Below are 12,926 nucleotides of genomic sequence, written 5' to 3' on the forward strand. Positions count from 1 at the left end.
GATCACGAAGCGGAAACCTCGCAGGATTAGTTCTGGCGACGATCTTGCGCGCCACCGCGATTTCGCGGCAGGGTCGCGCCGAAGGCAGAGTCGCGGCGACGGCATGACGAGGGGGCGGCATCGTGTGCGGACAGCGGAGCGGTGGAGCCCGGCTCCCGACGGCGGGGCTCCGGAAGCGGCGCCGGCGGGCAGAAGCACCCAGAGAATGCCGCTTTCGTGTGGAACCACGAGGGACGGCGGTCGGGTCCCACCGGGAGCGACCGGCGATGACGTCCTGACGGACCGGACGGGAGAGCGGACGCCGCTTTCCGCACACCTACGACGCAAGCCAAGCCGGCGGACGACCGTCTTCCGGACTTCCTCAAGAACTTCGGTTCGCAGCCAACTCGCCAGCCATGCTCAAGCTCAAATCCGTCGAGGCGGACAAACACAGCGCGATGTCGGTCGCGGACGCGGCCGTCGGCGCCCTCGATTTCTCGCATTACTGGACCGTCATCAAGCGTGACCGTCCGCTCATCGCGATCATCACGGCGCTCTGCGTCGGCGCGATGGTCCTGTACATCCTGCTCGCGCAGCCGATGTACACCGCGACCGGATCGATCCTGATCGACGTGCGCAAGAACCAGCTGCTTCAGAACTCGCAGGTGGTCGCCGACATGCAGCTCGACGCCGCCGGCTCGGCGATCGAGAGCCAGGTCGAGTTGATCAAGTCGGAAAGCGTGGCGCTGGCGGTGATCCGCGAGCTGAAGCTCGTGGACGACCCGATCTTCGCCCCCACCGGCCCGCAGGCCGTCCTCGGCTACATCAAGTCGCTGTTCAAGAACGATCCTTCCACCCCCTACGAGCGCGAGCGCAACACCGTCGAGGCGTTCGACAAGGCGCTGAAGGTCAAGCGCTCGAACCTCACCTACATCATCGACATCGAGTTCACCTCGCCGTCGGCCGAGCGGTCGGCCCAGATCGTGAACGCGATCGCCGACGCCTACATGGTCAACGAGCTCGACGCCCGCTACGAGGCGACCCGGCGTGCCAGCCGGTGGCTGCAGGACCGCATCAAGGAATTGCGCGAGCAGGCCACCCTCGCCGAGCAGAAGGTCCAGAACTTCCGGGCCGAGAACAACATCATCGACACCAACCGCGGCCGCCTGTCCGAGCAGCAGCTCGCCGACGTCAACACCCAGTTGCTGAGCGCGCAGGCCGCGACCGCGGAGGCGAAGGCGAAGCTCGACCAGATCAACCGGATCGCCAACGGCAACGTTCCGGACGCCACGGTCGCCGACGCCCTGAAGAACGAGGTCATCACCCGGCTGCGCGCCCAGTATCTCGACCTGTCGTCGCGCTATGCCGACATGTCGGCGCGGTACGGCGCCAACCATCAGGTCGCGATCAACCTTCGCAACCAGATGAACGAGATCCGGCGCTCGATCACCGACGAGCTGCGGCGCATCGGCGACGCCTACAAGAGCGATTTCGAGGTCGCCCGGGCACGCGAGACCTCGCTCCAGAAGAGCCTCGCCGAACTGATCAGCCAGGCCGGGACCTCCGGACAGGCCCAGGTCACCCTGCGCGACCTCGAGAGCTCGGCCCAGACCGCCCGCAACCTCTACGACAGCTTCCTGCAGCGCTTCCTCGAAGCCTCGCAGCAGCAGACGCTGCCGATCAGCGAGGCCCGTCTCATCACCGCCGCCACCGCGCCGGTCGAGAAGAGCTGGCCCAAGAGCAAGATCCTGCTCCCGGGCTCCCTCGTGCTCGGCCTCATGCTCGGCGTCGCGGCGGCCCTGATCCGCGACCGCCTCGACGACGTCTTCCGCACCGCCAAGGACATCGAGACCTATCTGGGCGTCGAATGCCTCGGCATCCTGCCCGTGGTGCGTCCCGGCAAGGGCGCGCCGGCAGCGGCGAAGGCGGGAGCCGTGGCGCGGCCGATCTCGCGCAAGTCGACGATCACCCGGTACGTGCTCGACGCGCCGTTCTCGCGCTTCACCGAATCGATGCGCAGCGTGAAGGTTGCGATCGACATCAGCGGGCTGACCCGCGAGGCCCGGGTCATCGGCGTCGTCTCGGCGGTGCCGAACGAAGGCAAGACGACCTTCGCGTCCAACCTCGCCACCCTCATGGCACAGAACGGCCAGAAGGTGCTGCTCATCGACGGCGATCTGCGCAACCCGCGCCTGACCCAGGCCCTGGCTCCCGATGCCAAGGCCGGGCTGTTCGAGGTCCTGACGCAGGCCCAGACGCTGGGCGACGTGCTCTATGCTGAGGACGGGAACGGACTGCAGATGCTGCCTGCGGTGCTGAAGGGGCCGACCCCGCACACCGCCGAGCTGATCTCGTCGCGGGCGATGGCCGCGCTGCTCGACTCGGTCGGCAGCCACTACAACTACGTCGTCGTCGATCTGCCGCCGATCATCTCGGTGGTCGACGTTCGGGCCGCCGCCCACCTCATCGACGCCTTCGTGTGCGTCACCGAATGGGGCGAGACCAGCCGCGAGGTCGTGGCCGAGGCGTTCGCCAGCGTCGACGTCCTGCGCGACCGGCTCGTCGGCGTCGTCCTCAACAAGGCCGATCCGAGCGCTCTCAAGCGGATCGAGAGCTACAAGGGCCGGCATTACCAGAGCTACTATCTGGAGCCCGGCGACCCGGCCTGAGCCCGGTCACGCCGTTCCGAGCGACGGGCCGCCGTGGGAGACCACGGCGGCCCGTCGCGCGTCCGCCCCCCCCCCTCCGAACCGGTCAATCCGTTGCCGCGCGAGCCCGTGTCCGGCTGGCCGCCGGTCCGGACGCTACTCGGCCGCCGAGAGTGGCGCCGTCGCGGCCGGCGCAGACAGCAGCGTCCCGTAGAGCGCCAGCAGGTCGGCGCCCTGCTGCGCGGCGGTCCTGATCGGGCGAGTCCGGGGCGGAGGCGAGCGGAAGCGGGCGGGATCGCCGTCGATCCGGCTCAGGACCTCCCGCAGGCCCCTCGGGGTCGTCACGTCGACCACGAAGCCGTCGACGCCGTCCTCGACGTCCTCTCCCATCGCGCCGCGGTCGCTCGCCACCACCCACAGGCCGAGGGCGCCGGCCTCGCGGGCGACGAGCCCGAAGCTCTCCGGCCACAGCGAGGGCACCAGCAGCACGTCGAGCCCGGCATAGAGCCGCGGCACCTCGGCCTGCGGCACCGGGCCGACGATCTCGACCGGGGTCGTGCCCCAGATCTCCTCGCGCCGGTAGCCGCCGTCCCGGGCGAGATCGACGATCCTGAGGCTGAGATGCGAGAACGGCGTGGTGCGCAGCACCGCCTCGACGAGCGAGGCGCCCTTGTGCACTTCGAGCCCGCCGACATGGCCGAGCCGCACCCGCCCGGTGGCGTTGGGCGGACGGGGCACGGGAGCGAGCGCCGGCACCCCGTTCGGGACCGCGCGGGTGCCGGCGATCCCGGCCGCCCGGTAGACCTCCGCGAAGGTCGCCGAGACCGACAGCACCGCCCGGGCGTCGTTCAGCAGCGCGGCCAGCCGGCGGCGGCGGACGATCGCCGCGACCGGGCCCCGCACCGTGTCGGTCCCCACCGCCATCGGATCGGCGTCCGGCCGCACCTCGCGGCCGTCGCGGTCGACGAGGAACTGGTGGTCGGAGATCCACCAGCCGTCGTGAACCGTCACGAGGTAGGGGATCGCCCGCGTCCGGGTCTCCTCGACGCATGACGCGGTCAGGCGCTGGACGGCGTGGACATGCACGAGATCGGGCTCGAAGCGGTCCAGGAACCGGCCGAACAGCTCGCCGACGGCCGGATTGAACGGGCGCCAGTCCATGTTGACCTCGGCCGGCGTCGAGATCCGCAGCACCGGGATCCCCCGGTAGGCGTCGATGCGGCTCTGCCCGGCCGGCTCGACGCCCTCGTCGCTGGCGGCGACCGCGAGGTCGAACCGGCCGGCGGCGTGGTCGAGCAGGTGGTCGACGTTGTCGCGCACGACGCGGGTGGCGCCGCCCACCGTCTGGGGCGGGAAGAAGGCGTTGACCAGGAGCAGGCGCGGGCGGCGCGCCGTCGCCGGCAGGGGCGGTGGCGCGGGTCGCGGCAGGATCCCGGCGAGGACGCCCGCCGCGGCATCGAGGGCGTAGGCCGTGCGCGCCTTGCGCCGGGCGGCGGCGCCGATCCGCTGCCGCAGCTCCGGATCGGTGACCAGCCGTTCCAGCGCCGCGGTGAAGCCGTCCGCGGACTCGGCGACGAGCACATCCTCGCCGTCCACCAGCACGTCGCGGTAGGTCCGGGTGCCGCTGACCACCGAGGGGATGCCGCACGTCGCCGCTTCCAGCCACTTGATCTCGCTCTTGGCGTCCGCCACCGGCCCGGGCAGCAGCACCGCGAGGTTGATGTCGGCCGCCGAGAGGATCTCCCAGTACTCGGCCACGTCGGCGGTGAAGCCGATCTGGTGGATGCGGCCGGCGTGCTCCGCGAAGCGCCGGTCGAGCCTGAGATGCCCGGCGATCACGAGGCGGACCTGCGGGTGCCGCGCGAGCATCGTCAGCAGCGCCGGCCCGGCGAGTTCAGTGAAGTCCTGATTGTGGGCCTTGGTGCCCGATCCGTAGAAGATCGTCACGGGCGCCGCCCGGTCGGCGACCGGACGGGGGGGGCGGCGCAGGAACGGCTCGTTGCGCTGGTCGAGCCCGTTGGCGACGACGTGGCAGCGGCCGCTGCGCACGACCGGACGCATCGCCTCGGCGAGGGCCGGCGTCGAGGCGATGCCCTCGTCGCACAGGCCCATCGCGAAGCGGAACAGCGGCACGCCGTAGGCGAGGCCGGCGTAGTCCGCCCGGGTGATCTGCCCCTCGAAGCTCTCGAACGGGTCGGGATAGACCGCCGCGTCGAAGATCAGGTCGTCGATGTCGTAGAAGGTCGGCAGGCCGAGCGCTCGCGCATAGGCGATGCTGTAGACGACCTCCGGAAAGGCCGGGACGCGGTAGAAGATCGCCGCGGCCGCCTCGTGCAGGGCCTCGCGGAATCTCGGCGCGTCGCTCTGGCCGAAGACCCGGACCGTCCATCCCCCGTGTTCGAGCTGCCGGCGGCGCTGCTCGACCCGGTAATGCACGCATTGCGGGAGATCGAGACTGGCCAGCAGGACGATGGTGCCGGAGCGGGCCGGCGGCAGGGCGGCCGGGAGCGGCTGCGCCAGCGGCAGGTCCTCGGTCAGGCGCGCGAGGGCGCCGTCGAGTATCCGGTCGGCCTCCCGGCGTTCGCCGGTCCGGTAGGCGGCGCGGGCGACCTCGCTGCTGGCCTCGAAGGCGCGCGTCGCCACCGACCACGCGGTCCGGCGCCACGCCGCATGGCGGATCCAGATCGGGCTGGAGGTCCGGATCAGGGCCATCGCCTCGCGGGTCTCGCCGAGACCGGCGAGCAGAGACGCCGCGTGGACGTGGCTCCACACGCTCGCGCCGGGCAGGGCCGCCGCACGGCGGTAATCCTCCGCCGCCGCCGCATTCAGGCCGAGTCCGCGCAGCGCCTCGCCGCGGCCGTGCAGCCGCTCCGCGGTGGGAGCGTCCAGGGCGAGCGCCAGATCGAAGGCGCGGCGGGCATCGGCCGCGCGTCCGGCCCCGACCAGCCGCCATCCGACCGCCGCGTAGAGGGCGGCGGCGTCCGGGCCGGCGATGCAGGAGGTGATGCCCGCCCCGAAACCGGTCTCCACCCAGTGCTGCAGGGCCGCGAGCCGGCCGGGGCCGATCGACACGCCGCCGGCACGCCGCCGGTACGCGGTCTCGTCGAAGCAGGCCGGGAAGCCGGGCTGGCCGAGCAGGTCGCGCACTCCGCAGGCCTCGTTCGGCGGCCGATGCCCGGGCAGGCCGACGTTCAGCCAGTGCCGGTACAGGTCGGCATCTCCGAGGCCGGCGTCCCGAGGATAGGCGGTGCGGTAGAAATCCGGATCGAACGCCGTTCCGGCGCCGATCGGTGCCAGGCGCTCCACGCCCTCCTCGACGAACAGCCGCAGCCCGTCGGCCCGGCTCCGGGGCGGCTCGACGATCCAGTCGGCGTTCATCTGCACGAACTCGACGAGATCGAAGGCTCTCAGCCAGGGGCCGGCGGAGAGGCCGTGCGCCGCCAGCAGCGCCTCGAACCCGGCCCGGACGGCGTCCGGAGCGTTCTCGAAGCCGGCGGGGATCCGCCGGTAGGCCCGGCCCTCGGCCCGCCCGTGCTTCAGGTAATGCGCGACCGCTTCCCAGTCGTCCTCGATCTGGGCGTCGAGATCCCGGTGCAACGTCCGGTAGGTGCCGGCATCGAACCCGTCCGGAAGCGGACCATAATCGTCGATCAGCGACGCGAGATAACTCTCGTGCGTTCCATGGCGTCCTTCTTCTCGGCCATGGCAAATGAAATGCTGCCACAACGCCGCAGCGTCGGGCAGGTGTCGAAGGTCAGGGTATTGCTTGGCGTAGAATGCGGCGTCGAACGATCCGTCGAGGGGCGGGGTCGTCTTGTGCCGCACGAGCCCGAGGTGCGAGAGCAACTTGGGCAGATGCCTCCTCACTCTCGCATTCAGTTTGGGCACACGCCACTCCCTCGCAGAGACGTCCGCTCGGCCGGCCGCACACGGCATGAGTTCGCCGCATCTGTCAACCGGATACCGCAGGTGCGAAGACGGCGGCCCCGGGGCGCGCTAGCTGGCGAAGCGGGCGGTCAGGGAGAGATGCCGCGTGCCGTCCTCGTCCCAGGCGAGCGCCACCCGCTCGACCGCGTCCCGCTCCGCGTCGAGGATGGCCTGGGCGATGCGGGTGGCGAGATTGCGCCCGGCCGCGTCGACGGCGCCCGGATCTCCGCTCGATGCGGCGGCGCTGAGGGCGGCGCCTTCCTCCATCACGATGATCCGCGCGGTGCGGACCGCGTCGGCAACGGCTTCGCGGGGTCGCGGCATGGACCTCTCCTGGGTCGGGGGAACGCGGCAGGTCCCGGCCCGCGTCGCCGCGGCCCGGGGGCTCGGAAACCGCAAGACGGGCGAACGGTTCCGAAACGTCACCGCTCCCCGACCCAGGCGGGTTCAGGCGCCGTCCAGCGCGGCGAGCGTCGCCGCGTCGGTGCCGAGATCGTCCGGCCCGCTCATGCCCAGCACCTCGACGAGGCGGGCGCGGGCGCGGCTGACGCGGCTCTTGATGGTGCCGACCGCGACGCCGCAGATCTCGGCCGCCTCCTCGTAGGTGAAGTTCTGCGCCCCCACGAGCACCAGCGCCTCGCGCTGGTTCGCCGGCAGGCCCGCGAGGGCGGCCTGGAAGATCGTCAGTTCGAGGTGGGCCTCCTGGTCGGGCAGGGTGGTCAGCCGGGCCGCCAGCGCCCCGTCCGCGTCCTCGACCTCGCGCCGGCGCTTGCGCTGCTCGGAGTAGAACAGGTTGCGCAGGATCGTGAACAGCCACGCGGTGAGGTTGGTCCCGCGCTGGAACCGGTCGGCCTTGCTCCAGGCGCGCACGAGGGTGTCCTGCACGAGGTCGTCGCTGCGGTCGGGATCGCGGGTGAGCGAGAAGGCGAAGGCGCGCAGGGCCGGGAGGGCGGCGAGCAGGAGGTCGCGCATCTCGGCATCGGCCGCGCCCACCGAGGGGGCTCCGGTCATCTCGGCATCTCCTGGCTCTCGTCGCGGGGCGGGCGGGCACGGCCCTCGGCGAGGTCGTCGAGCAACTGGGTGAAGCGCTCCGGCACCGGGGCCGCGAGGAGGTTGCCGTAGAGCCGGCGCAGCCCGGCCCCGATGCGGTCGCGGGCGTCGCCGTCGAGCCCGGGCCGTCCGGACGTCGCGTGATCGCCGGGACCCGCGGGCCGGGCTGGTCGTTCGGGGGCTGGATCGGTCATCGGGTCGGGCCCTCGGGAGGCGGCCCGCCGGGCCCGGGGAATCCGCATGGAGCGGCCCGGATGCCCGATGAGACACCTGCGTGTTCGGATGGCGCCCCAATAAAGCCCGGACTTTTAATGGTCCGTGAAACCACCGTTCATGATATTTTAATCCGCACGACGCGGATGAAGCTTGGCTTGATTAGAGCTTGTCGTCAGATCGGCTGCTCCGAGCTTGGCCGGAACTGCGCTGGCCGAGGCGGGCCCCCGGGGGGCTGTGACATAAGTGGCGGTGTGGCGCGGACGCGCTTGCCCCGACCGGCGCGGGGACTAACCTGCGGCACAGTTCAGAGACGGGGAGTTCCCTTGGATTCGCAGCCGCTCCGCGCGCGGGCCGTTCTCGCGGCCCTCTTCACCGCCCTCGTGGCGACGCCGGCCCTCGCCCAGCGGGACGATCCCGGCCTGCAGATGCACTGCGCCGGCGACTACTTCCAGTTCTGCGCCGGGGCTGATCCGGACAGCCCGGAGGTCGAACGCTGCTTCGCCCGCAACCGGACCCGCCTCTCGGCGGCCTGCAAGGCGGCGATCGGCGCCTTCGACCGGGGCGAATCGACCAGCAGCGCCGGCCGCAGCGCGCCGCGCTGAGTCTCCCCGGCGCCGCCGCCCGACGACGAACGAGCCGCCGCGGCCTCCGCGGCGGCGTCCAAGACGAGATCCGGCCCTGCTCCGGCCGGCCGCGGCTCAGCTTCGCTCCACCGCCTGCGCGGCCGCGTCGAGGGCGGCCGCGATGGTCGCGGCCTCCGCGGGTGCCAGCGGCCCCCGCCGCAGGCGCAGGCGCAGGGCGAGCTTCAGGTTCTCCATGCCGCGCACCACCGGGGCCGGCACGCCCTCGCGCCGCCCCCCGGTCCCGACGCGGGCGAGCAGCTCGTCCACCGCGGCCCGGTTGGCGGCGAGGAACGCCTCGCCCTCCGGCATGATGCGGTAGCGTTTGCGACCGGATTCCTCCGTGTCGACCACCGCGTAGCCCATGTCCTCGAGCCAGGACAGCGTCGGGTAGATCACCCCCGGGCTCGGGCTGTAGCTGCCGCCCATCCGCTCCTCGATGGCGCGCATCAGTTCGTAGCCGTGGCGCGGCTGCTCGGCGGTCATCGCCAGGACCAGCAGCCGCAGCTCGCCGTAATCGAACATCCTGCCGCCCCGGCGGGCGCCATGGCGCCCGCCGCGATGATCGTCGTGGGAATGACGGTGGTGATGGGGCCCGCGGCGCGGATGCTCGTCCGAACCCTCGAAGGCGGCGAGGTGACGGTCCGGACCGTCGTCGTGTCTGTGCTTCATGCACCATGACATACATCGCGATATATCGACTTTCAAGATATATCGCGACCGGTCGCGGCACGGTCGCGGGCTCGTCCGTCGCGCCGCCGGTCCGCCCGGCCTCCGGGCCGGGATCTGCGGCTTCCCGGCAACACGACGGCGAAAAGGCGGCGTTGGATCCCCTGGGGAAGCCGGAAGCGCGGCCGCGGCCTTGGCGGGATCGCATTTCGCGGGGAAGGGCAGGCATCCACCGGGACCCGATGATGCCGCGCCAGCTTCTCCGCACCGCCACCGTTCTGGCCTTCGCCGCGAGCCTCGGCGCCTGCGCCTCGTCGCGCTTCGACGACCGGGGCTTCTCCGCCCCGCGTACGCCGCCCCGGGCCCGGCCGCTGCCGGTCGATCCGGAGCCGGATTTCGGCACGCCCGGCCTGTCCTCCGGGCCGGTGACCTCGGCGCCCCTGGCGCCGCCTCCCGGTGCCTCCGCCGCGCCGCCGGACGCGGTCGTCGCCAATCCGGGCGGCCCGGTCATGGCCGAACCGTCGCCGCCGCCGGTGCAGCAGCAGGCCGCGGTCGCGCCGCCCCCGCCGCCGGTGAGTTCGGGCGGCGGGCGCTCGGCGGTGGTCGGCGGCTGGACCGCCAAGGACGCCACCGGGGCGAGCTGCCGGGTGGTGCTCGCCAGCACGCCGGCCCTCGACCTCTACAAGGCGTCGTCGAGCGGCTGCGCCAACAAGGACCTCGCCAAGGTCTCGGCCTGGGACTACCGCGACGGCGAGGTCTACCTCTACCAGCCCGGCGGCACGGTGACGGCGCGCCTGCGCCCGGCCGGCGGCGCCATGGACGGCGCCCTGTCGAAGTCCGGCGCCCCGCTGGCGATGGTGCGCTGACCGCGCGTCCTGGCGCCTTGACGCGCTGCGGCCACCGGCCGACACAGCCCTGCCGCGCCGCGCTCGAGGAGGGATGCCATGTCCACGCTCGCCGAGGAGGTCGCCCGCGAGTTCGGCTCGCCGGCGGTGATGATCGACCTCGACCGGGTCGAGGCCAACATCGCCCGGCTCCAGGCCGCCTGCGACGGCGCCGGCCTGCGCAACCGCCCGCACATCAAGACCCACAAGAGCCCGGTCCTGGCGAAGCTCCAGGTCGCGGCCGGCGCGCGCGGGCTGACCTGCCAGACCCTCGGCGAGGCCGAGGTGATGACCGGGGCCGGCCTGTCCGACCTGCTCATCAGCTACAACCTCGTCGGCGCCCACAAGCTCGCCCGGCTCGCCGCCCTGCTCCGGCGCACCGCGCTCACCGTCAGTGCCGACCATCCGGCGGTGGTGGCGGGTCTCGCCGAGGCCGCGGCGGCGGCCGGGCGCCCCCTCGACGTGGTGGTGGAATGCGACACCGGCCGCGGCCGGGCCGGGGTGACGCGGCCCAGGGAAGCCGTGGCGCTCGCCCGCGCGATCGCGCAGGCGCCGTCGCTGCGCTTCGCCGGCCTGCTGCTCTACCCGCCCGAGGGCGGCGCGGCGGCGACCAGCGCCTTCCTCGACGCCGTGCGGCCGGGGCTGGCGGAGGCGGGCCTGGAGGCCGGCATCGTCTCGACCGGCGGCACGCCGAACCTGCGCGACCTCGGCGCGGTGGCGGGCGCGACCGAGCACCGCTCGGGCACCTCGATCTTCAACGACCGGATGATGATGGCCTGCGGCGCCGCCCGCCTGGAGGATTGCGCCCTCGACGTCGTCGCGACGGTGGTGAGCCGGGCGACCGCCACCCGCGGCGTGCTCGATGCCGGCTCGAAGACCCTCACCGCCGATCCCGGCGGCGGCCTCGACGGCCACGGCCTGATCCGCGAATACCCCCAGGCCCGCATCGGCAAGCTCGCCGAGGAGCATGGCTTCCTCGATCTCTCGGCGTGCCCGGCCGCCCCGGAGGTCGGCACGGTCGTGCGGGTGGTGCCCAACCACGTCTGCGTCGTCGTCAACATGGTCGACCGGCTGGTCGCCACGAAGGGCGGCCGGATCGTCGGCGAGATCCCGGTCGCGGCGCGCGGGCTGACGGGGTAGGGGGCGGTCACCCGGCCGCGACCGTTCCGTCCAACTCCAGCCCCAGCAGCCGCGCCGTCTCGCCCCCTCCGGCGAGCAGGTCGGCGAGGGTGTAGCGGTCGAGCACCGCGAGGAACGCCGCCAGCGCCTCGCCCAGCGCGCCGCGCAGCCGGCAGGACGGGGTGATCGCGCAGGCGCCGCCGGCGAAGCACTCGACCAGCGCGAGGTCGTCCTCGGTCCGGCGCACCACGTCGCCGACGACGATCGCCCCGGGCTCCCGCGCCAGCCGCAGGCCGCCGCCCCGCCCGCGGCTGGTCTTCACCAGACCGAGTTGGCCCAGATGATGCACCACCTTGGTCAGGTGGTTCTCCGAGATGCCGTAGGCCCGGGCGATCTCGGCGATCGAGGCCTGCCGCGGGGCGCACAGCCCGAGGAAGATCAGGGTGCGCAGGGCGTAGTCGGTGTAGCGGGTCAGGCGCATCGCAGGTGTCCGTCAGCCCCAAAGATGGATTCGGTTTGCATCTTTTCATCCCCGGTGGCATAAGGTTCATGTCGAATGCACCTTTGAGGCGCCGATGCCCGCACCGCTCTCCCCCGAAACCCGCGCCCTCGTCAAAGCCACCGTCCCGGCGCTCGAGGCGCACGGCCTCGCGATCACCCGGCGGATGTACGAGCGCCTGTTCGAATCCGCCGCGATGCGCGAGCTGTTCAACCAGTCGCATCACGGCGAGACGGGCTCGCAGCCGAAGGCGCTCGCCGCCGCGGTCCTGGCCTATGCCCGCCACATCGACGACCTCGGGCCACTCGTCGGCGCGGTCGAGCGGATCGCCCACAAGCACGTCGCCCTCGACATCCGGCCCGAGCACTACCCCTTCGTCGCCGACGCGCTCCTCGGGGCGATCGGCGACGTGCTCGGGGAGGCGGCGACGCCGGAGATCCGCGCCGCCTGGGGCGAGTCGTACTGGTTCCTGGCCGAGCTGCTGATCGGCCGCGAGGCGGCGATGTACCGCGACCTCGCCGGCCAGCCGGGCGGGTGGACCGGCTGGCGCGACTTCACGGTCGCGGCGGTGACGCCGGAGAGCGAGACCATCCGCTCGTTCACCCTGATCCCGACCGATGGCGGGCCGGTCGTGCCGCACCGTCCCGGCCAGTATCTCGGCCTGCGCCTGGACCTGCCGGAGCGGGGCGTGCTCAAGCGCAACTACTCGGTCTCCTGCGCGCCGAACGCCCGGAGCTACCGCATCTCGGTCAAGTGCGAGGCCGGCGACGGCGCGGCGCCGGGCGTCGTCTCGAACTGGCTCCATGACGGCGCCGGTCCGGGCACGGTGGTGGCGCTGGCGCCGCCCTCGGGCGAGTTCGTGCTGGAGGAGGGGGCGGGGCCGGTGGTGCTGGTGAGCGGCGGCGTCGGCCTCACCCCGCTCCTTAGCATGCTGGAGGCGAGCGCCGCGGCGGCGCCGGACCGGCCGGTCTGGTGGGTGCACGCCACCCGCGACGGCGCCACCCACGCCTTCGGCGAGCGGGTGCGCGCCCTGGCGGCGGTGGCACCGGGTCTGCGCCGCCACGTCGTCTACGAGGCGCCGCGGCCTCAGGATCGGGCGGGGCACGATTACGACGCCGTCGGCCGGATCGATGCCGAGTGGCTGGCCCGGCACACGCCGCTCGCCGAGGCGACGGTCTACCTGTGCGGTCCCAGGCCGTTCCTGCACGCCCTCGCGGGCGGCCTCCTCGCCCGGGGCGTCCCGGCGGCGCGGCTGCGGCACGAGTTCTTCGGGCCCGCCGACGAGGTGCTGGGCGAGCCGGCCCTGGCGGCCTGA

The 12,926-nt window shown here is 72.7% G+C and carries 11 protein-coding genes; 5 read left to right on the top strand and 6 right to left on the bottom strand.

Annotated elements, in window-relative coordinates; all coding sequences use genetic code 11:
* Positions 1–437 precede the first annotated feature (437 nt).
* Positions 438–2,648, top strand: a complete 2,211-nt coding sequence (locus EOE48_RS16735) for a polysaccharide biosynthesis tyrosine autokinase (RefSeq protein WP_187371446.1) — start codon at positions 438–440, stop codon at positions 2,646–2,648.
* 135 nt (positions 2,649–2,783) lie between these two features.
* On the opposite strand, the gene EOE48_RS16740 is transcribed toward EOE48_RS16735, so the two are convergent.
* The 4 genes from EOE48_RS16740 to EOE48_RS16755 form a co-directional block, all read right to left on the bottom strand.
* Positions 2,784–6,473, bottom strand: coding sequence for a glycosyltransferase (locus EOE48_RS16740; protein ID WP_246154534.1), 3,690 nt, complete (start codon positions 6,471–6,473; stop codon positions 2,784–2,786).
* Positions 6,474–6,623: 150 nt separating this feature from the next.
* Positions 6,624–6,878, bottom strand: a complete 255-nt coding sequence (locus tag EOE48_RS16745; protein WP_187371447.1) for a hypothetical protein — start codon at positions 6,876–6,878, stop codon at positions 6,624–6,626.
* A 123-nt stretch (positions 6,879–7,001) separates the two neighbouring features.
* Complete coding sequence (locus EOE48_RS16750) at positions 7,002–7,565, bottom strand: sigma-70 family RNA polymerase sigma factor (RefSeq protein ID WP_127731174.1); 564 nt, start codon at positions 7,563–7,565, stop codon at positions 7,002–7,004.
* The gene (locus tag EOE48_RS16755) at positions 7,562–7,798 is read right to left on the bottom strand and encodes a NepR family anti-sigma factor (RefSeq protein ID WP_127731176.1); all 237 of its coding nucleotides are present in this window, start codon (positions 7,796–7,798) and stop codon (positions 7,562–7,564) included. Before EOE48_RS16755 ends, EOE48_RS16750 begins: the two co-directional genes overlap by 4 nt.
* A 345-nt stretch (positions 7,799–8,143) precedes the next feature.
* Between EOE48_RS16755 and EOE48_RS16760 the strand changes: the two genes are divergently transcribed.
* Entirely contained in the window at positions 8,144–8,422 is a 279-nt protein-coding gene (locus EOE48_RS16760) for a hypothetical protein (protein ID WP_127731178.1), read from the top strand.
* Positions 8,423–8,518: 96 nt separating this feature from the next.
* Here the strand turns inward: EOE48_RS16760 and EOE48_RS16765 are convergent, their stop codons facing one another.
* The gene (locus EOE48_RS16765) at positions 8,519–9,112 is read right to left on the bottom strand and encodes a PadR family transcriptional regulator (RefSeq protein WP_127731181.1); all 594 of its coding nucleotides are present in this window, start codon (positions 9,110–9,112) and stop codon (positions 8,519–8,521) included.
* 242 nt (positions 9,113–9,354) lie between these two features.
* Between EOE48_RS16765 and EOE48_RS16770 the strand changes: the two genes are divergently transcribed.
* Both EOE48_RS16770 and EOE48_RS16775 read left to right on the top strand, forming a co-directional pair.
* Positions 9,355–9,975: an AprI/Inh family metalloprotease inhibitor gene (locus EOE48_RS16770; protein ID WP_127731183.1), complete on the top strand. Its 621-nt coding sequence runs from the start codon at positions 9,355–9,357 to the stop codon at positions 9,973–9,975.
* 78 nt (positions 9,976–10,053) lie between these two features.
* Positions 10,054–11,133: an alanine racemase gene (locus tag EOE48_RS16775; RefSeq protein ID WP_127731185.1), complete on the top strand. Its 1,080-nt coding sequence runs from the start codon at positions 10,054–10,056 to the stop codon at positions 11,131–11,133.
* 7 nt (positions 11,134–11,140) lie between these two features.
* On the opposite strand, the gene EOE48_RS16780 is transcribed toward EOE48_RS16775, so the two are convergent.
* The gene (locus EOE48_RS16780) at positions 11,141–11,593 is read right to left on the bottom strand and encodes an Rrf2 family transcriptional regulator (RefSeq protein ID WP_127731187.1); all 453 of its coding nucleotides are present in this window, start codon (positions 11,591–11,593) and stop codon (positions 11,141–11,143) included.
* 94 nt (positions 11,594–11,687) lie between these two features.
* On the opposite strand from EOE48_RS16780, the gene hmpA reads away from it, so the two are divergent.
* Positions 11,688–12,926 (top strand): NO-inducible flavohemoprotein, encoded by a 1,239-nt coding sequence (hmpA, locus tag EOE48_RS16785; RefSeq protein ID WP_127731189.1) that lies wholly within the window; start codon positions 11,688–11,690, stop codon positions 12,924–12,926.

This window comes from Methylobacterium oryzihabitans (assembly GCF_004004555.2).
GTDB classification, from domain to species: Bacteria; Pseudomonadota; Alphaproteobacteria; order Rhizobiales; family Beijerinckiaceae; genus Methylobacterium; species Methylobacterium oryzihabitans.

Excerpts from the sequence above, each read along its gene's own strand:
- EOE48_RS16780 (WP_127731187.1), bottom strand. The coding sequence starts at position 11,593 with ATGCGCCTGACCCGCTACACCGACTACGCCCTGCGCACCCTGATCTTC.
- EOE48_RS16770 (WP_127731183.1), top strand. The coding sequence starts at position 9,355 with ATGCCGCGCCAGCTTCTCCGCACCGCCACCGTTCTGGCCTTCGCCGCG.
- EOE48_RS16745 (WP_187371447.1), bottom strand. The coding sequence starts at position 6,878 with ATGCCGCGACCCCGCGAAGCCGTTGCCGACGCGGTCCGCACCGCGCGG.
- EOE48_RS16750 (WP_127731174.1), bottom strand. The coding sequence starts at position 7,565 with ATGACCGGAGCCCCCTCGGTGGGCGCGGCCGATGCCGAGATGCGCGAC.
- EOE48_RS16765 (WP_127731181.1), bottom strand. The coding sequence starts at position 9,112 with ATGAAGCACAGACACGACGACGGTCCGGACCGTCACCTCGCCGCCTTC.
- EOE48_RS16735 (WP_187371446.1), top strand. The coding sequence starts at position 438 with ATGTCGGTCGCGGACGCGGCCGTCGGCGCCCTCGATTTCTCGCATTAC.
- hmpA (WP_127731189.1), top strand. The coding sequence starts at position 11,688 with ATGCCCGCACCGCTCTCCCCCGAAACCCGCGCCCTCGTCAAAGCCACC.
- EOE48_RS16775 (WP_127731185.1), top strand. The coding sequence starts at position 10,054 with ATGTCCACGCTCGCCGAGGAGGTCGCCCGCGAGTTCGGCTCGCCGGCG.
- EOE48_RS16755 (WP_127731176.1), bottom strand. The coding sequence starts at position 7,798 with ATGACCGATCCAGCCCCCGAACGACCAGCCCGGCCCGCGGGTCCCGGC.